Source organism: Nonomuraea cypriaca, from assembly GCF_015645445.1.
GTDB classification, from domain to species: Bacteria; Actinomycetota; Actinomycetes; order Streptosporangiales; family Streptosporangiaceae; genus Nonomuraea; species Nonomuraea cypriaca.
Genome location: NZ_JADOGI010000005.1, coordinates 91826 through 109857 on the forward strand (window position 1 = coordinate 91826; position 18032 = coordinate 109857).

Annotated in this window: 20 protein-coding genes and 1 pseudogene; 5 read left to right on the forward strand and 16 right to left on the reverse strand. The window is 66.5% G+C overall.

All coding sequences use genetic code 11. From position 1 onward, the window contains the following. Positions 1-11: 11 nt before the first annotated feature. The 6 genes from ITP53_RS03255 to ITP53_RS03275 all read right to left on the reverse strand — a co-directional run bounded on the left by ITP53_RS03255 (position 12) and on the right by ITP53_RS03275 (position 5722). The gene (locus ITP53_RS03255; protein WP_195893758.1) at positions 12-1250 is read right to left on the reverse strand and encodes a tetratricopeptide repeat protein; all 1239 of its coding nucleotides are present in this window, start codon (positions 1248-1250) and stop codon (positions 12-14) included. 41 nt (positions 1251-1291) lie between these two features. Continuing rightward, positions 1292-2635, reverse strand: a complete 1344-nt coding sequence (locus ITP53_RS03260) for a tetratricopeptide repeat protein (protein ID WP_195893759.1) — start codon at positions 2633-2635, stop codon at positions 1292-1294. Then, entirely contained in the window at positions 2632-3912 is a 1281-nt protein-coding gene (locus tag ITP53_RS03265; protein ID WP_195893760.1) for an MFS transporter, read from the reverse strand. Before ITP53_RS03265 ends, ITP53_RS03260 begins: the two co-directional genes overlap by 4 nt. Before the next feature lie 99 nt (positions 3913-4011). After that, complete coding sequence (locus ITP53_RS59020; RefSeq protein ID WP_268960909.1) at positions 4012-4134, reverse strand: hypothetical protein; 123 nt, start codon at positions 4132-4134, stop codon at positions 4012-4014. 63 nt (positions 4135-4197) lie between these two features. Continuing rightward, the gene (locus ITP53_RS03270; protein ID WP_195893761.1) at positions 4198-5298 is read right to left on the reverse strand and encodes a phytanoyl-CoA dioxygenase family protein; all 1101 of its coding nucleotides are present in this window, start codon (positions 5296-5298) and stop codon (positions 4198-4200) included. 250 nt (positions 5299-5548) lie between these two features. After that, on the reverse strand, positions 5549-5722 hold the full coding sequence (locus ITP53_RS03275; protein ID WP_195893762.1) for a hypothetical protein: 174 nt from the start codon (positions 5720-5722) through the stop codon (positions 5549-5551). Between the two features lie 264 nt (positions 5723-5986). Between ITP53_RS03275 and ITP53_RS03280 the strand changes: the two genes are divergently transcribed. Next, positions 5987-7012, forward strand: coding sequence for a helix-turn-helix domain-containing protein (locus ITP53_RS03280; protein WP_195893763.1), 1026 nt, complete (start codon positions 5987-5989; stop codon positions 7010-7012). A 40-nt stretch (positions 7013-7052) separates the two neighbouring features. Here the strand turns inward: ITP53_RS03280 and ITP53_RS03285 are convergent, their stop codons facing one another. After that, a complete protein-coding gene (locus tag ITP53_RS03285) occupies positions 7053-8021 on the reverse strand; it encodes a cyclase family protein (RefSeq protein ID WP_195893764.1) in 969 nt (322 codons plus the stop codon). Positions 8022-8204: 183 nt separating this feature from the next. Between ITP53_RS03285 and ITP53_RS03290 the strand changes: the two genes are divergently transcribed. Then, positions 8205-9077 carry an IclR family transcriptional regulator gene (locus ITP53_RS03290; protein WP_195893765.1) on the forward strand — a complete coding sequence of 291 codons (873 nt, stop codon included), beginning with the start codon at positions 8205-8207 and terminating at the stop codon, positions 9075-9077. Positions 9078-9105: 28 nt separating this feature from the next. Here ITP53_RS03290 and ITP53_RS03295 read toward each other — a convergent pair whose 3' ends face one another. From ITP53_RS03295 to ITP53_RS03315, 5 genes are all read right to left on the reverse strand, one after another. Beyond that, on the reverse strand, positions 9106-10413 hold the full coding sequence (locus ITP53_RS03295) for an MFS transporter (RefSeq protein WP_195893766.1): 1308 nt from the start codon (positions 10411-10413) through the stop codon (positions 9106-9108). Positions 10414-10465: 52 nt separating this feature from the next. Then, positions 10466-10663, reverse strand: coding sequence for an SDR family oxidoreductase (locus tag ITP53_RS03300; RefSeq protein WP_328813829.1), 198 nt, complete (start codon positions 10661-10663; stop codon positions 10466-10468). Then, positions 10660-10950, reverse strand: a complete 291-nt coding sequence (locus ITP53_RS03305) for an SDR family NAD(P)-dependent oxidoreductase (protein ID WP_207755482.1) — start codon at positions 10948-10950, stop codon at positions 10660-10662. The genes ITP53_RS03300 and ITP53_RS03305 overlap by 4 nt, the downstream gene beginning before the upstream one ends. A 119-nt stretch (positions 10951-11069) precedes the next feature. Further along, entirely contained in the window at positions 11070-12080 is a 1011-nt protein-coding gene (locus tag ITP53_RS03310; RefSeq protein WP_195893768.1) for a zinc-dependent alcohol dehydrogenase, read from the reverse strand. Beyond that, positions 12080-12760, reverse strand: a complete 681-nt coding sequence (locus ITP53_RS03315; protein ID WP_195893769.1) for a GntR family transcriptional regulator — start codon at positions 12758-12760, stop codon at positions 12080-12082. The genes ITP53_RS03310 and ITP53_RS03315 overlap by 1 nt, the downstream gene beginning before the upstream one ends. Positions 12761-12887: 127 nt before the next feature. Here ITP53_RS03315 and ITP53_RS03320 point away from each other — a divergent pair, with 127 nt between their 5' ends. The 3 genes from ITP53_RS03320 to ITP53_RS03330 are packed head-to-tail and all read left to right on the forward strand — an operon-like array spanning position 12888 to position 15634. Further along, a complete protein-coding gene (locus tag ITP53_RS03320; RefSeq protein WP_195893770.1) occupies positions 12888-13907 on the forward strand; it encodes a zinc-binding dehydrogenase in 1020 nt (339 codons plus the stop codon). Between the two features lie 8 nt (positions 13908-13915). Continuing rightward, positions 13916-14782 (forward strand): sugar phosphate isomerase/epimerase family protein, encoded by an 867-nt coding sequence (locus ITP53_RS03325; protein ID WP_195893771.1) that lies wholly within the window; start codon positions 13916-13918, stop codon positions 14780-14782. A 33-nt stretch (positions 14783-14815) separates the two neighbouring features. Further along, positions 14816-15634 carry a fumarylacetoacetate hydrolase family protein gene (locus tag ITP53_RS03330; RefSeq protein WP_195893772.1) on the forward strand — a complete coding sequence of 273 codons (819 nt, stop codon included), beginning with the start codon at positions 14816-14818 and terminating at the stop codon, positions 15632-15634. Between the two features lie 8 nt (positions 15635-15642). On the opposite strand, the gene ITP53_RS03335 is transcribed toward ITP53_RS03330, so the two are convergent. The 4 genes and pseudogenes from ITP53_RS03335 to ITP53_RS61690 form a co-directional block, all read right to left on the reverse strand. Continuing rightward, on the reverse strand, positions 15643-16875 hold the full coding sequence (locus tag ITP53_RS03335) for an LVIVD repeat-containing protein (RefSeq protein ID WP_195893773.1): 1233 nt from the start codon (positions 16873-16875) through the stop codon (positions 15643-15645). Between the two features lie 158 nt (positions 16876-17033). Further along, positions 17034-17501, reverse strand: coding sequence for a cupin domain-containing protein (locus ITP53_RS03340; RefSeq protein WP_195893774.1), 468 nt, complete (start codon positions 17499-17501; stop codon positions 17034-17036). A 76-nt stretch (positions 17502-17577) separates the two neighbouring features. Continuing rightward, on the reverse strand, positions 17578-17892 hold the full coding sequence (locus tag ITP53_RS03345; protein WP_207755483.1) for an isochorismatase family protein: 315 nt from the start codon (positions 17890-17892) through the stop codon (positions 17578-17580). Between the two features lie 19 nt (positions 17893-17911). Continuing rightward, positions 17912-18031: pseudogene (locus tag ITP53_RS61690) on the reverse strand (zinc ribbon domain-containing protein); the annotation flags it as partial. Position 18032 lies beyond the last annotated feature (1 nt).

An 18032-nucleotide genomic window follows, 5' to 3' on the forward strand; every position in this document is an offset into this window, starting at 1 on the left:
ACTCCTTTGGCTTATGCGGTGGTGTGGGAGCTCAGCAGGGCGTCGATCCGATCACGTGCCCACGTGCCGAGGGCCTGCTCCCCCGTGGGATGTGCAAGATCAGTGATTCCGCGCAATGCCGTGATGGAGCCTGGATCGAGTTCGGTCGCGGTCACCAGTGCGGCCATGGCGCCGTGCGGGTTGTGAAGTTCCCGGCGGCAGTGCGCGACCAGGCACCAGGCCACGGCCGCGAATGGCGGACCGAGCGCCGCTGCCCGCTCGAACGAGGGCAACGCTGCTGCGGGACCGCTGTGGGCCAGCAGCATGTAGCCAAGGTCTCGGTGAACCCTGCTGTCTTCGGGATCTACCTCGGTGAGCTGTCTGGCCCGCGCCAGCGCCAGATCCTGGTCGCCCGTACGCATCGCGGCGCGGCTGCGGGTTTCGAGCACCGCGTGCAGATTCTCCGCCTTGAGCACCGCAAGCTCCGACGTGGAGTCCGGTGCGGCCAAGGCCAGTCGCTCGCACTCGTCGAGCATCTCCTCGGTCCACGCCATGTCGCCGGCGAAGAACGGTGCGAAGCTGCACGCTCTCAGGACCGCGCTGTGCAGGACATGGTCGCTGGACTGCCCCTCCAGAGCCGCGTCGATCTCGCCGAGCGCCTGCTCCGCCCAGTGCCGCACCAATTCTCCGTCCCGGCTCACGCGGGCGTGGTGCACGGTGATCGCGATGGCCGCAAGCACGCGGGACCGTGCCGACGAGGCGCGCCCGTGCACCGTGTGCAGTATGTCGAGTGTCGCCAGGGCGGAGCCACCGTCGCGTTTGTAGAGCGCGTTCGCTCTGATGAGCAGCAAGGCCGCGGCCGATGGATCGAGCGGCGCCGAAATGTCGTCGTGCGGCACGAGCGAAAGAACGGTGTCGTAGAAGCCGAGCCTGGTGAGCACCGACGCCGCCACCCGGCGGCGCTCGGCGGGCACGTCGTGCCAGTTCCGTACGCAGTCGCACAGATGCTGCCAGCGATCACTGCGCAAGGCCTCGGCCAATTCCTCAGGCCCGGCGGCGTGATACTGGAGCATTCGGGCCTCCCCCACAATGTGCCATCGCAGGTTGGCTGGAGGGTTGCTCTGGAACGGTGCGCTGACCGTGGAGACGCCCGCCAGCGCATTCGCGAGATGGAGCAGCACCTGGGTGTGCACTGGACCGCTCATTCCACCGAGGTCGAGGTACGGCCTTGTGGCACGTAGATCGAGCCGCAGGTCGAGCTCGACGTCCATGTCGTTGACCGGTATCCGTTGGTAGGGGGTTCGCACTGCGCTCACAACACGCGCTCCTCAACGAGATCGGGGGCCGGCAGTCGCCGTCGTACCGCGTTCAACCAGGCCATGCTCCAGCGCTTGAGATCAGCCCGCCCGAGTGCGGCGGCCAGCTGGTGGATTTTGCGGACCGCCGAATACGCGAGGGGGTCCAGCTCCGCAGCGCGAACGTAGCTCGACAGCGCTGCGTCAAGGTCGCCCGCCGCTTCGTGCCGCATGGCGATCGCGTAGTGCGCGCGGGGCGCGTAAGGTGCGCCGAGCAGCGTCGAGCGGCGGTACGCCGCCAGCGCAGCGGTTTGGTCGTCAGCCCGAACCATGAGATCGCCCAGGACCAGGAACACCTTGCCGTCGTAGGGATCGAGCGTGGTGAGTTCGGTGCCGTACCTGATCGCCGCGTCGATATCGCCGGCCGCCAGCGCGGCCCTGCTTCTGGTCTCCAGGAGAGGATGAAGGTTTTGCGAGCGTGCAAACTCCTGCTCCGGAGTGTCAGTCGGAAGCGTACGCGCCAGTTCCTCAGCCCGATCGAGCTCACGTCCCGTCAGGACATGGTCTCCCTGCAGGAACGGCAGATAACTGACCGCACGCCAGTAGGTGCTTTCCGCCAGTTGGTCCAGCCACGATCTTTGTTCCAACCCGGCGATGCGCTGTGTCGCGATGTCCCGCCAGTAGTGCACCGCCGCCACATCCGGGTTCCTACCGCGAGCGTGCAGGACGACGAGAGTAAGAGCTGCGGTCAGACTCGGCCGGCCCATCGGCGCGCGGGTCGCCACGGCCTTGAGCACCGCCTGGTCATAGTCGATGCTGACGGCGTCGCCACGCGCGCGTTTGAGCGCGTGGGAACGCTTCATGGCGATCTTCACGGTGAGTTGGTCGGCATCGCCCTGCGGTATCCCGACATCTGGCAGTACCTGTACCGCATGGTCGTCGAAACCGAGTGCGGACAGCAGCACGGCGAGACGCAGGCACTCCTCGAAGCCTAGCTCCGACGCGTGCTCGTACAGCTCGATCAGCTTCTCCCAGCGTTCGGTCCGCAGGTGGGAAGGAAGCGCATCGGGGTCGGCGGTGGCCAACTCGGGCATCCGGAGTTGCACGGCGGTGAGGCGTCGCAGGCCTTTCGGCATGTGCAGCTGAAATGGCGACTGAGGTGCAGTCGGAATGAGTTCGGCAAACGCTTGATGAACGTTTCGGGCGTGCAACGAGCACACCTGGGTCGGCTGCAGCCCGAAATAGGGACCGAGCAGCGAAAGGTTCCAGGTACTCGTCGGCGTCCGCGGCATGGGGAAGCCACGGCGAAGGCTCACGCTGAGATATTTTGGCCGGCTTTGGCTTTTGGTGGACAAGCTCATTTCGCCTCCCGGACCGTGGAACGTGTAGCCAGGAATGCGCCTCCGGCGACGAAGACGACACCGATACAGACCATCGCGACCGTCGCCGTCGCGGAAGCGGCTATCCATCCGAGCAGGAGAAGTCCGATGGGCATCGCCGCCGTGGTCACCGACATCACCGCAGCGAAGACCCGCCCTCGCAGTTCGCCGGGCACGGCAGACTGCAGATACGAGGTCACGGCCACGGTCGCCATTCCCGCGGGCAGGCCCACGAAGAACATGGCGAGCGGCGGTATCCAGGCGGAATTCGTCGCGCACATCAGCAGGACCGCGCAGCCCTGAACCGCGTAGTTACCGACGAACACAATTCCTCGATGCCGCAAAAGGGGTGTGTGGGACACCAGGAACAGCCCTGCGATCCGGCCCACACCTATGGCGGCGATCGCGATGCCGAAAAGCTCCGAACTCCCCGCGCTGCGCGTGACCAGGTATCCGGGTAGCAGGAAGGCGATGCTGTATTGCGCGGCGTCGAGCACCGGATAGGCCAGGAATTGTGGTCTGAGCACCGGGTTGCTGGACAGGAAGCGCAGGCCGGCGCGTACGTCGTTGTACACACCGTGCATGGACCGAGGCTCCTTCGACGGTGGCATCAGGGACGCGGGCTGTGTCGGCAGACTTCGTTTCACGGCAATGAGCAGCAGCGCGGAAACGGCAAAGCTCACCGCGTCGGCGGTGAGCAACCAGCCAATGGACACGACCGACAGCGCAAGACCGGTCAGCGACGGCCCCAGAACAGCCATGGTGTTCGTACTGCCGATGATGATCGCGTCCATGCGCGCCACCCGCTTGACGTCTCCGCCGGCGATCAGTGGTAGCACGGTCTGCAACGCAGGCATGAACACCACGCCCGGTACGGCCAGCAGTAGCACACCGGTCAATACCGCCGGAAGCCCGGTCTGACTGCTGATCACCGCGGCGAGGCCGCCGACCAGAACTGCCCGGAGCAGATCGGCGGCGACGAGCAGAGTAAACCTGTTGGACCGGTCGACCATGACCCCGCCGAGGAGACCAAGAATCGCCAGGGGAAGGGCGGTCGCGATGCCGACCAACGCGCTGCTGAACAGGCCGCCGTAGCCGGCTGTAATATGCCAGGGGACGCCCACCTTAAAGAACTGATCTCCGAGAGCTGACTGAGCCATGGCGGCCCAGAGCAGCAGGAATGGCACATGGCGCAGCACGCTGCCGGACGGAGCTTTCACGTCATGGCGTACGTCGCTCTTCTCTGCCGATGTCTCCAAGGACTCCCTCGATTACCGACGTTCCGGAAACGTTCCTGTCGAACGACCGCCAGCGCCCGGAAATGAGGCCAGGGAAAGCCTCATTTCCGGGCTTTGGTGTCACTGTGCCATGTAGTTGTACTCGGCCGACATGAGAGTGCCGAACTCTTCGAGGAGCTGCTCCTCATGAGTCTCGAGCGTGAATTCCGAAGGCGTCTCCACCTTCTTGTCGTCCTGTTCCATCAGTTACCCCTTTCTTCTTCGACACCCGGCCTCGCCACGATGGTGAGGCCGGAGTTCTTGATCCTAGATTCCGTGACGATCCAGATCGACGCGGAATCTAAGGTCGCGGTAGCCGACCTCGGGGTTGCCAGGCCGCGGTCCCAAGAAGCGCGCGGAGACTTCACTTTCGATAACGCCGGGCAGAATCTGGGGAAAGAGTGGGCCGCCGAACCCGTCGCCCGGACGGAGGCCGTGGTCCCAAAGCAGAGGAGTGTTCCCGGGACTCGGGAAATAGGTGGTGTCGCTCCCCAGCCAGCGAGTCGTGAGCGCGCGCCGGGCGGACGCTCCTTTTTCGTTGCCGGTCGAATAATGGAGGATGCCTGGGTGGAAGATGATCGCGTCACCGGGTTCCACGTCCCAGCTGATGATGGGTAGCGCGTCCCGGTTCGGCTCGATCGAAATGAGGCCGTGCAGCTCAGCCGGAAGCGGGGCGTCGATCATCTCTTGCTCGAAGCGCTGGTGCACCCACTGGAAGGCGGCCCGCATCAGCGCCGGCGTCGTGACCGGCTCGTCAAGTTCCAGCGGCTCCACGACAGTGGGTTTCCAGCCCAGTTCGGCAAGGGCCTTGGCCAGCCGTTCGTCGGTCCTGGTGTCGTGGCGAGGCTGGGTCCGTCGCGTGGTCAGCTGATGCGAGCCCCGGACGAACTGAAGCGAGCTGTTCTCCGTGGTCGCCTCGTCGCAGGCGAACCAGATGTTCATCAGTTTGCTGCCCCGCACCGGCCACGCGATGTCATCGGTATGCCACTGGGTGGGAACTTTGCAGCCGATGTCCTTCTTGAACATCTGGTCGACCAAGAAGTTGATTCGGTCCGACCGCAGGGCCTGTGCTGCGATGCGCGCAGCGGGAGAGCGGAACACGAAGTCACGGAAAGCGTCATCATATTGCCACATGAACAGATCTGTGTACATTCGATGCGCGCTGCTGGAAAGAAACTCGCCGTAGGGCGTCAGATGTGAAGTCATATGGTCGATCGCATCGGCTACATGCGAGACCCAGCTACTGGGAATCACGCCTCTGACCAGGACCGCGCCATCAAGCTCAAAAGCTTTGATTTCAGTTTCGGTGAGATCCCGGAGAGGGGGTTCAGGGACGAGATTGAGAAGGTCCAGCGTGTCAGCAGGCATGATCAATGCTCTCTTCGTCGACACCGAAGATGGGTGTTGAGTCGTTTCCTTAAATGCGAATCGGCAGACGGAGGGGCAGGCTTTCTGGGGCCTGGAACTTTTCGATTATGTTCCAATGATTTCAGCCCTCAGCATGCTGCTTCTGTCATATTTGATTGCGGCTTCAGCGAAGGCAGGTAGAGTCCTCGGCCAGCGCGGAGCGGTGGCCCCCGGGGCCGGACGCGATCACAATGTCGTCAACACGTTAAGGTTAGGGTTGGGGTTCGTCCTGCCAGCCGAGGTTGCCCGGGTCGCAGACCGCATCCGGCAGGCAGTCGACGGCTGGCAAGGCAACCGTGCCATGATCGCTCGCACCCGCGAAGACGGCCCCATGCGCCACGCCGACGAGTGCGGCGGCCACAACCGACAGGATGACTCTCTTCATGAATGTAGGACTCCTCGCGGTATCACATGTCCGGAAGACCGATATAGAAGAGTTTCGGGCAGCCGCCCCCGACCTGTCACCGTTGTGGGCTGTCATTATGCTGCCCTGGCACCTTGCTGCCCCGCAGGCCGACACGCCCCCGGCCGGACGGCTTCGCCGACAGGGACGGCGTGTCCTGGGCAGGTGGTCAGCCTGCATTAGGGACATCTCCACGAGGGGTTTCGTGCAGCCGCACTGTCGCCGTTCCTTGGCCATAGTGAATCTATGACACGAGGATTTTTCGCCACGCTGGGCCTCAGCGTCGACGCCGAGTCCGTTTATCGCGTCATCCTGCGCGAACCGGGGCTGCAGGTGGAGGCACTCACCGCCCGCATGCAGTTACCACCCGAGCACGTGCACGATGCCCTCGGCGAACTGACCCGACTCGGGCTGCTCCAACCATCCCGGGAGCGGCCGCGCCACCTGCACCTGGTGGACCCTGAGATCAGCCTCACCTCGCTACTCGCCAGCCACGAGGCCGAGCTGCTTCAGCGTCAGCAGGCGATCGCCACCGGCCGCGCGGAGGTCAGCGACCTGATCGCGGAGTACAACCAGCGTAACGGCTCACCGGGCCGGGCCGGGATCAAGTACCTCTCTGGCCTGGACGACGTCAGGACGTACATCGAGGTCATGGGGCGCGAATGTGTGTCGGACGTGATGGCGTTCGTGGACGGAGGTCCCCAAACCAAGGAGAACATGGAAGCCAGCAGGTCCCAGGACCAGTCGGTCTTGGCCCGCGGTGTGTGGATGCGCTCGATCTACCTGGAGAGCCTGGCCAACGACCCCGCCACCCTTGCGTACGTCAGGTGGCTGACCGAAGAAGGGGCGTCGATCCGCACCATTCCCATGGTCCCTCTCCGGATGATCATCTTCGACCGGCGGGTGGCCCTGCTTCCCGTACAGGTCGACGACACGTCCATGGGGGCCATGGTGTTGCCCTACAGCAGTGTGATCACCGCTCTGTGCGCGCTCTTCGAGAAGCTCTGGGAGGAGGCCACCCCGCTCGGCGTCGCCCCCCGACGCGAGCACGACGGCCTCAGCGGCCAAGAGCTCTCCCTGCTCAAGCTCATGGCCGAGGGCAATACCGACGAGGTGTGCGCCCGCAAGCTCGGCATCTCGCTGCGCACCGAACGCCGCCTGGCCGCCGATCTGATGGCCCGCCTCAATGCCAAGAGCCGTTTCCAGGCCGGCGTCCTCGCCGCGCAGGCCGGTTGGCTCACCGACGACGCCGCTGTGGCGCAACTCCCATGAGGGCGGGCCTGGGCCGGCCCAGCGGCGCGCGGAGCAGCGCTTACTTGATCGCCATCGGGTTGAGCGGCGAGCCGACCGCGTGGGTGAAGGGCAGCGGTGGACCGCAGAACAGGAATTCGTGGACGCCGTCCTCAGCGCAGTCCTCAGCGAGAGGTTCGAGATCCCAGATCTCACCGACCCAGAGACCGAGGTGCACGATGAACACGATGTGCAACGGCTGGAAGACGTCCTCGGTCTCGTTGGGCAACACCTCCATGCCCCAGGTGTCGGTCGCGACCGCCGCGAGTTCGTGGCCGGCGACCCAGTCGATGCTCTTCAGGCCGAGGCCGGGGGCGTCGCCTCCCGCGTAGTCTCCCCAGTCTCCCCGGCTGCGCGCCTGCGCGATCGCGCCGGTGCGTACGAAGACGAAGTCGCCTCTGCGGATCTCCACGCCCTGCTGCTCCGCGGCGCGATCGAGGTCCTCGGCGCCGATGGCGGTCCCCGGCTCCAGCCACGCGACGCCCTTGCTCCGTGGGATGTCCAGGAGCACGCCCCGGCCGACCATGCCGTCCGCCGCGTTGGTGACGCCGTTTCGCAGCGCGCCCTTGCTCGACACCTGGTCCGCGCCGTAACCGTTGTAGATCTTGTTCTCGAAGACGACATGAGCGAGCGAGTCCCACTGGGTCCCGCTCTGCAGCGGCAGGATCACGAGGTCGTCGGTGCCGCGGAAGTAGCGGTCCTTGCCGCCGTAGAAGTCGCGGATCGAGGTGTTCGCGATGACATCCGCACCGTCTCGGGTCATGAGGTGGATCGGATTGAACCGGTTGAAGGTGCCCTTCTGCGGCCCGTTCTCGTCGAAGGGCAGCGCGAGTGAGATCGTGCGGCCCTTCTTCACCAGGGACGCCGCGCGCACGATCGCCTCGGGTGTCACGTGGTTGAGGGTGCCGCGCTCGTCGTTCTCACCCCAGCGTCCCCAATTGCTGTACTTGGCGATGTAACCCCGCACGGTGTCGATGTCTGGTTGAACCATTCGGCATCCTCTTCGCTAGCACGCGACTGGTATTATGTTGCAACGTTGTCTCACTATACAGGAGTCACTAAGGGTGACCAGGGCTGGGGCGGTCTTCTCGCGGGGGGAGGACACGCGCCGCATCGCCCCCGGCCTTGGCTTAGGTTTGTCTTGGACGCGCGGCGTCGACAGGAGATTGTCGGGATGATCGAGGATGGCGGCGACAGAGTGACCACCGGTGATGCGGCGACGCGGCTCGATGACACCGAAGCCGAACATGTGCCCGGTGACCGGTCAGGGCGCCGCAATCGCCACAACACCGCGGCCAAGGTGGTCTTCCTCCTCGAGGCGCTGGCGACGCGCGAGGAGGGCATCGGCGTGCGCGAACTGGCGCGCGAGCTCGGCATCGACAAGAGCGCGATCTCGCGTCTGTCCGAGCAGCTCGTCGAACTCGGCGCCGCGCAGCAGGACGAGTTCTCAGGGCGGTTCCGGGTGGGGCCGCGGCTGTTCGGGCTCGCCGCGACCATCCACGGTCGCGACACCCTGTGGCGGGCCGCCGAGCCGATCGTCCGCTCCCTGGCGACGACCTTCAATGAGACGTGCTATCTGGCGGTACGCGACGGTGACGAGATCATCTTCCGTAACAAGGTGGATTGCACGCACAAGGTCCGCTACGTCATCGATCCGGGTGAGCGTGCGCCGCTGCACGCCGGAGCGGGAGGCCGGGCGGTCCTGATAGGGCTCGACGACCGCGAGGTTCGCGAGATCATCGACCGTACCGGCCTGGAGGCGGTCACCTCCCGCACCATCACGGACGCGGACCGGCTGCTCGCCCTCGTCGCCGCGGATCGCGAGCGGCACTACGCGGCGAGCCGCGGCGAGCGGGTGCCCTCCGGAGGCGCCATCGCCGCACCGTACTTCGACGCCTCGGGGCGGTGCCTCGGATCCGTCGTGTTCACCTGCCCGGACCAGCGCTACGACCCTGCGCGCGAACCGGAGATCGCCGCCACGGTGATGCGGGCAGGCAGCGATCTGTCCCGGCGCCTCGGATACCACGCGCCGGCCGAGGCACAGTGAGCGTGCGGACGGCCGGCGGACCGGCGATCTAGAGTTTGAGTGCCGCCTTGTGCGTTTCCGGCACGAACAACGTGACCGCGAAGGTCAGCAGGAGCACCGCGATCAGGTAGATGGACACGCCCCAGGGCGCTCCTCCGGTCGCCGCGACGAGCGCGGTCGCGATGAGCGGCGACAGACCGCCGAAGACCGCGGCCGACACCTCGCGGCCGACGGCGAACCCGCTGTAGCGCAGCTTGGTGCTGAACACCTCGCCGAACAGCGATCCCTGTACGCCGGCCATCGCCTGGATGACGACTCCGCCGAGGACGACGACCGCGATGCCGGCGAGGACGACGTTCCTCGTGTCGATGAGCCAGAAGTACGGAAACACGCAGATGGCCGCGAGCAACGCCGCGCCGCCGAAGACCTTCTTACGGCCGATGGCGTCGGAGAGCCAGCCGAACAGTGGGGTGACGATCGTGGCCGCGATGCCGGCGAAGAAGACGAGGTAGGTCGCGGTCCCCGAGGCGAACCGCGCCTGCTCGGTGAGGTAGGAGATGATGTACGTCAGGAAGATGTACGTCCCCATCTGAAGTCCCGCCGCGAGAGCGAAGATCTGCAGGAGCGACTTACGCTCGCTCAGCACCAGGCTCTTGAGCGGAAGCCGCTGGACCTCCCTGTGCTCGGCGACCTTCTCGAACATCGGCGACTCCCCGACGCGCGTCCTGACCCAGAAGCCGACGCCCACCAGGATCGCGCTGGCGACGAACGGAATGCGCCATCCGTAGGAGAGGAGTTGTTCGTCCGGCAGCAGTTGAAGCAGGGTGAAGACGAGGGTCCCGAGCATCAGTCCCGCGGCACTTCCGATGGAGCCGATGGAGCCGTACAGGCCGCGGCGGTTGGGGGGAGCGTACTCGAGCATCATGATCGACGCGCCCGCGTACTCCGCGCCGGCGCCGAAGCCCTGGGCGAGGCGGCACACGATGAGCAGGACGGGTGCGAGCACGCCTATCGAGGCGTACGTCGGCAACAACCCGACGCAGAACGTCGAGGCCCCCATGAGGATGAACGTCGTCACCAGGATCGGTTTTCTGCCGATCCTGTCACCGAGGTTGCCGAGGACGATCGCGCCGATCGGCCGCACGAGCTGCCCGACCGCGAACGTCCCGAACGAGGCGAGCGTGCCGACCAGCGGGCTCGTCCCGGTGAAGAAGAGCTTGCCGAAGATGAGCGCTGAGGCGCTGGCGTAGATGAAGTAATCGAACCACTCGATGGTTCCGCCGATGATGGCGCCGAAAACGACTCGGCGCATCGACGCGCGCGTTATCCCGGCGTCCATATCCTGGACTGCTGCCATGGACCTTACTCCTTTTGGGGATCCCACCGCGGTAGTGAGTTACGTACGCTTGTCAGTCCGCGGGCGCCGACATCACCGCGATGTCTTCGGGGCGGGCCGGGCCGGCTCCGCCGGAGGCCAGCCAGCCTCCGTCGATCCGCAGGTCCGTGCCTGTCACCCAGGACGCCTCGTCCGAGGCCAGGAACAGGACGCCGTTCGCGATGTCCTCAGGACGGCCGACCTTGCGAGGCAACAGGGCGGCCCGGCTCACGATCTCGCGTCGCGGGGTGCCGGGGTGTTGCAGACGATGTCGATCCGCGCGAACTTCTCGACCGCGAGCTCGGCGAGCCGCACGGCGTTCGCCTCGTCGGAGAGGTCGAGCGGGTGGAGAGACTCCATCCGCCCGCCCGCACGACGCACGGCCTCGACGGTCTGCTCGGCGAGTTCGGCCGAGACGTCACAGCCGACGATGGCCGCACCCTCGCTCGCGAGCCGGAGGGCGATCGCACGGGCGATGTCGCCGCCGCTGCCGGTCAGCACGGCAACCCTGCCCGTCAAACGACCGTCCATCCGATCCTGCCCTTGGTGCGGTATTTCGATACACTGTCTTGGCCTAACGAACTGTAGACGAAGGCGGTGCGGTTGTCACTCCTCAACGCGAGGGCCTTTTCACCCGTTCACGCCGACCGGGGCGGACCGTAGTCGAGCACCACGCCGAGTACGTGCGCGGGATCACCGTCGACCAGGTCGTACGCCTCCGCCGCGCGGTCGAACGGGACCGTGGCGCTGATCATCTCCGTGGTGTCCAGCCGCTGTAGCAAGTCGAACGAGACCTCGGTGCGCCGCACCCAGTCCCAGCGAGGCTGATCCGTCGCCTGGGAACTGGTGATCCGCAGGCGGCGGAAGTGGAACTCCGGGGCGAGCCGGAGCGAGACCTCTTGTTTGCCATAGAGCGAGATCGCCACGACCTCCCCCCGATCGGCTGCGATCTCGATCGCGGACTGCAGCGCGGGCGGCGCCCCGCTCGCCTCGTACACGACGTCGGCGCCCCTGCCGTCGGAGAGTCCGGCCACCGTGGCCGCGACGTCCTGCGGCTCCACCGCGGCGTCCGCGCCGTATGCCAGAGCCAGTTCTCGTCGCTTCGCCAGGCGGTCGACCACGATGACCTTGCCGGCGTTCAGCCGGGCGATCCTGGCGCACATCATCCCGACGATGCCCTGGCCGAACACCACCGCCACTTCTCCGGTCTTGACCGGAACATCGAGGACGCCGGTCAGCGCCACCCTTGTCAGGTTGAGCAGGGTGGCGGCATCGTCGGAGACAGCGTCCGGGATCGCCGTCACCAGGGTCGGCAGCGCCGCGATCGTGAAGACGTCCTGGTGCGGATGCCGGGCGAACACCCGATCGCCGACCGCGTAACCGGAGTCGGCCCCGGCCTCGACGACTCGGCCGACGATCTGGTAGCCGTACTTGGCAGGGAAAGGGAACCGCCCCTCGGAGGTCGGTGGCATTCTGTCGCCCGGGGTCGTGTCGCCCCGATAGACGAGCATCTCGGTGCCCGCGCTGATGAGCGAGCGCGTCGCCTCGACCACGATCTCGCCGGCACCCGGCGGGAGGACAGGCGCCTCCCGCAGCTCGATCCGGCGAGGACCGGTGAACCACACCGCGCGGCTCGTCTTGTCTGTCATCACTTCTCCTGGTTGGACGCTTCGAGCACCGGGACGACGACGGCCTGCGTGAAGTCAAGGTGCTGGTGGACCAGACGCGCCGTCTCCTCGGCGTCGCCACGGCGACACGCCCCAGCGATAGCGCGGTGCTCGGCGACGCGATCTTCGGGAGTTCCGCGCACAGTGGCGGACAGTCGCTGGTAGCGCTGGCTGTTCTCCCACAGCATCGCCTGGATGTCGATCAGCCAGCGCGACCCCGAGTGGTTGTAGATCGAGAAGTGGAAGGCGCGGTGGTCGGGTTCGTAGGACTCGGCGTCGTCGCTCAGTATCGTGCGCTCGAGATCGTCGAGTGCGCGGTCCATCGCGGCGATCGCATCGGCATCCATGCGGGGGACGGCGAGTTTCGTCGCGAAGGGATCCAGCAGCAGCCGCAGTTGGTACGTCTCCGCGAAGTCGGCGCGGTCGGCCGCGCGCACCCGGAACCCTCGACGCGCGATCGCCTCGACCAGCCCGCGGGAGGCCAGGCTGCGCAGCGCTTCCCGCACGGGGATGGGGCTCATGCCGAGCTTCTCCGCGGCCTCATCGGTCGAGATCCGGACCCCGGGGGCTAACTCCCCAGAAAAGATCATCTCCCGGAGCACCTGCTCAGCGTGGCCGGCGAGGGTCAGCAGCCTGGATCGCGCGGGCGGACTCTGTGCCATCTCCACTCCTTCCTTGCATGATTGTTCCTTGACAGAAATAAAATATTTTCTATATTTTTCCCCATGTCAAGGCTTGGAGGGAGCGCCGATGAAGGCCGCACGCCTATACGGTCAAGGTGACATTCGCGTGGATGAGGTGCCCGATCCCGCGGAACCCGGCCCGTACGAAGCCGTGGTGGAGTCGCTGTGGAGCGGGATCTGCGGAACGGACGTCAAGGAGTTCACGGGGCACGGCGGCAGCGTCTCTCGCGCGCCGCATCCGCTGACCGGGGCCGGCCTGCCTCTCGTCCTGGGACATGAGTTCTCCGCGCGCGTGGTCGCGGTCGGTGCGAACGTCGAAGGCGTCGCGGTCGGCGAGGAAGTGGCGATCATGCCTCTTCAGCACTGCGGGCAATGCCTCGCCTGCCATCAGGGGCAGCACACACACTGTGTGGTCAAGGCATGGACCGGCCTGAGCTCGCCGTGGGGCGGCTTCGGCGAGCGGGCACTCGTGCAGTCCTATCAGCTCACGCCGCTGGAGGGGATTTCCGCCGTGGCGGGCGCCGTCATCGAGCCGGCGGCGGTCGCGCTGCACGCCGCTCTCCGCGCGGGCATCGGCCCCGGCGACACCGTGTTCGTCGCGGGCGCCGGTGCCATCGGCGCGCTCACGGTCATGGTGGCGAAGGCGCTCGGGGCCTCGGCCGTACACGTCTTCGAGATCAACCCGGAGCGTGCGGCGCTCGTTCAGTCCCTTGGTGCCGCGATCGTGCCGGAAAGCGCGCGGGACGACATCGCCGCTTACCTGCGCGAGCGGACCGGCGGGCACGGAGTGCACGTCGCCATGGACTGCGCGGGCAAGCCCTCGGCGCACGAGGCCTGTGTCGCGTCGGTGCGAGTGGGCGGCACGGTCGGCGTTCCCGCCGTTCATCCCGGGCCCACGACGGTCGACGTACGGCGGATCACGCGTGACGACCTCACCCTTGTCGGCTCGGTGGGATACAGCCGGGAGAGCTGGGAGAAGACGGTGCTCATGGTGCGGGCGGGCGTTCTCCCCATCGAGCGGATCGTGACCTCGAGGATCGGGCTCGACGAGATCGTCGACAAGGGGTTCCAGGCCCTCGCCAAGCCGGGCGATGAGCTCAAGATCCTCGTTCAGGTCAACCAGTAGGAGCGATGATGACCAACACCCCGCGGTTCGCCGTCAGTGCCGGAACCACGTACCACTCCCCTTTCGTCGAGGACATCAAGACCTACCCGGCCGCGGGCATCCGGGGGATCGGCCTGTGGGAGTACAAACTCGAAGGCGATCGGGACGAGGAGCGCGCCGCGCAACTCGTCGACGCCGGTCTCACTGCCACATTCTGCTTTCCCCTCACGCCAGGCATCTTCACTGGTAACGGGCATTTTGCGCATCCGAAGGATCCCGACGCCCGGCTGACCATCCTGTGCGAGTCCGTGCGGCGGTTCGCCGTCTACCAGCCGGTGGCGGTCTGCATCCTCGCCGGAGCTCCCCAGCCCGACGGCGAGGCCGAATCGCGCAAGCGTGTCGTGTCGGCGTTCAGGCGCGTGAGCGAGATCGCCGCCGACGTCGGTGTGCGGCTGGCCCTGGAGGTCATCAGTCCGGGCGCCGCCGGCAGCATGGTGCGGACGATCCCTCAGGCCCTCGACTTCATCGCCGACGTCGGCGCCGACAACATCGGAGTGTTGCTCGACAACTGGCACATCGCGAACGAGCCGCTGGAGAACATCGCGACCCACATCGACAAGATCGTGGGCATCCAGGTCTGCGACAAGAAGCCCGACTCGCGCGGCCGGTTCGACCGAGCGCTGCCCGGCGAGGGAACGCTCAATGTCGAGGACGTGATCAGGACCGCGCACGACGCGGGCTACGACGGCTGGTACGAGCTGGAGATCTTCTCCGACGACGGCACGTTCGGCGAGCCGCTGGCGAACTCCATGTGGCGGCAACCGGCGTCGCAGGTGCTCGAAGCCGGATCCAGGGCATTCGAGTCCACCTACGCGCGTGCCACTGCCGCGCGCTGATTCCACCCCCCACCACTCTCGGAGGACACGCCTGTGCGACTGATTGGATACCGAACCGGCAAGTCGATCATGGTGGCACGAATTCTGGACACCGGCACGGTGCAGCCGATCGCTCCGGTCGAGGAGTTCTGGGACGATCCCTTCCGGTGGGGGGCCGACGCCGTCGACGGTGATCCGGTGGCGCGGGAGGGCCTCGAGATCGTCCCGCCCGTTCTGCCGTCCGCCCGAGTGATCTGCGTCGGCCTCAACTACGCCGAGCACGCGGCAGAAGGACGTTGGGATCCCCCGAAGTATCCGACGGTCTTCGCCCGCTGGACCGCCTCACTCTCGACCGACGGAGTCCCGGTGGCCGTACCGCCCGGTGAGCAGGGGCTCGACTGGGAGGCCGAACTCGTCGCGATCGTCGGGCGTCCGCTCTATCGGGCCGCCGAGGCCGACACCGCCGGCGCCGTCTACGGATACGCGCCGTTCAACGATCTCACCGCCCGGCGATCGCAGAAACTGACGACGCAGTGGACCCTCGGCAAGAACGCGGACGGCAGCGGCCCACTCGGACCGATCATGACGAGTGACCAGGTGGGGCCGATCGACGGCGGCCTCAGGATCGAGGCGAGAGTCAACGGCGAGGTCGTGCAGTCCGACTCGACGCGCTCGATGATCTTCTCGATCGATCATCTGCTCTCGTTCCTCAGCCAGGGGATGACGCTACATCCAGGCGACCTCATCGCCACAGGAACGCCGTCCGGCGTCGGCTACGTGCGCAACCCCCCGCGTTTCCTCACCCCCGGCGACCTGGTCGAGGTGGAGATCGAGCGCGTCGGCTCCGTGTCCACCCCGGTCATCTCAGGTTGAGAGCACCGTCAGGCCGGCATCCTCAGCACGAACAGGCCGTGGTTCTTGTCCGTGCAGTAGATGTAGCCGCGGCTGTCGACGAGCACGTCCTCGAACTGGGTCACCAGCGCCTCCACCGGCTTCACGCCACGGCGGATCTTCGGGTCCTCCGGCACGTAGTACGCGATCTCGCGCGGACGCAGCGGTTCGGAGATGTCGTAGACCCGCAGACCTCCGTTGAAGTGCGTGAGGTAGACCCTCGTGTCGTCCCGCATGAGGCAGTCCTGGTACTGCCACTGGTGCTGGTTGTGCGGACCGTGCCGCGCGCCCTTGTTCGCGTAGGTGGTGAGGCCCGTTTCCTCGCTCGGGTACGGGGTCGGCAGCCAGCTCATGATGCGCGGAGACTCCGGCTCGCTCACGTCGACCACCACCGAGTAGCCCAGGGACTCCGTGTCACCCTCGCGCAACGCCTCGCTGTTGGCGACGACGATGCCCGGCCCGTACGGGATGGCGCTGTGGCAGCCTAGCGCGCTGCCGAAGTCGCCGAACGACAGGCGCGACACGAAGGCCGGCCGGGTGGGATCGGAGACGTCGAGGACGACCATGCCGACCCTGCCGTAGCTGAGGTAGGCGAGATTCCCCACGACATAGACCGGGCCGTGCAGGTAGTGGTCGTGCTCCGGCTGCTCGCCGCCGGCGTGCCACTGGCCCTGCCACCACCATCGTCCGGCCTCCGTCGGACGGCTCGGATCGGACAGGTCGAGGATGACGAGGATGTTGCCCTTGAAGCCCTCCGGCTCGGCGGCCAGGTAGGCGTACCTTCCACCCGCGTAATAGTTTCGATGCGTGCCGCGACCGGTCGTGTCGTAGTGCGCGAGCAGCTTCGGGTTCGTCGGGTCCGTCGCCACGTCCCAGATGAGCGCGCCGACCTTCTCGGTGAGCGCGGGGTCGAAGCCCCAGCCCGGTGTCGCGCGCTCCAGCGCATTGATCATGAGGCCGTCGGCCACCTGCACCTGCAGCGTCCAGGTGTTCGGCGGCCCGTCGATCGTCCGGACGAGCACGGGACGCCCGGGGTCGGTCACGTCCACGATGCTCCATGCCGAGCGCCAGAAGTGGCTCAGATAGAGGTAGTGGCGTCCGTTCGCGCGCTGCATCGCGATCTTGAAGGCGGGGTTGCCGTCGAGGTCGTGGTACCCGACGAGGTCGATGCCTTCCGACTCGGCGGTCGCGGGCGCTGCGGCGAGCGTGCTCTCCGTGTTCATTCTTTCCTCTCACCAAGGCCGGTTTCCACGGTTCTGCCGCGCGCCTGGCCGCAGGGTCCGCAGTCGCCGTCTTCGGCAGGGCGTCGACAACTCGCGGCGTTATAGCAAGACACTGTATCAGTAGCTTCTCGACCCTCGCCGCAGGCGTTGCGGGAAGGTCAGCGGGGTGGTCCGAGGACGACCTGGCCGTAGGCGTCCGCCGCATGGGCGAGCCGATCGGGGGAGATCTCGAAGCCGTCGGGTCGCGGGGCCGACAGGTCGCGTCCGGCCTCGCGGAACATGCCCTCGATGCCGCTCGGGGTAGCGATCATCAGCAGATCGGCCTCCTCAGAGGTGATCCGGTAACCGTGCGGGACATTCTTCGGCAGGAAGACGATGCCGCCCTCGTCGAGTTCGAACTCCTGATCGTCGGACCACACCAGGGCGGTGCCTCTGATCAGCATGAAGATCTCGTCCTCGCGGGTGTGCACGTGGAAGGGCGGCGCTTCGCCCTTGCTGACGTGGAAGCGGCCGACGGTGAGCTGACCATCGGTCGCCTGGCCGTCCAGCAGGACGGAGAACGTCCCGCCGTCCAGCCACTCCAGTGACTGCTGCTGGTCCTGTTGGGCCAGGTAGGTCATGGACATGGTGATGTCCTTTCGAAATCCGCCGTGGCGCTGGTCGCGGTGCGGCGGGGTGGATGAGGAGCGGAGAAAGCGCGCGTCAGGCGGGGATGAGTTCGGCCACGATGGGGAGGAGCTTCTCGCCGGCGGGAGAGGCCCAGTGGCGGGCGAGTTCGGTCAGGATCATGTTGGTCGACGTGATGCCGGCTCCGGCCCGCTCCATGCGGCGCAGGGCGACGTCGTCGGCCAGCTTGCTCGGCGACCCCCCTGCGTCTGCGACGACCTGGACCCGGTAACCCTCGTCGAGCGTCGTGAGGGTGGGGTAGACGGTGCAGACGTCGTTGGTGACGCCTGCGATGATCAGGTTGGGCCGGCCTGCGGCCTTGACGGCGGCCGCGAAGCCGGGGTCGTCCATGGCGTTGACGACGCACGTTGCACCTCTGGCTCGTGTACGCCGGGTTGACGGTGATCACGTGGGTGCCCGTGTACCGGGCCTTGCTGCGGGTGGCGAGTTCGATGCGGTGCCAGCCCTTGTCCAGGATGGACCGGTTCAGG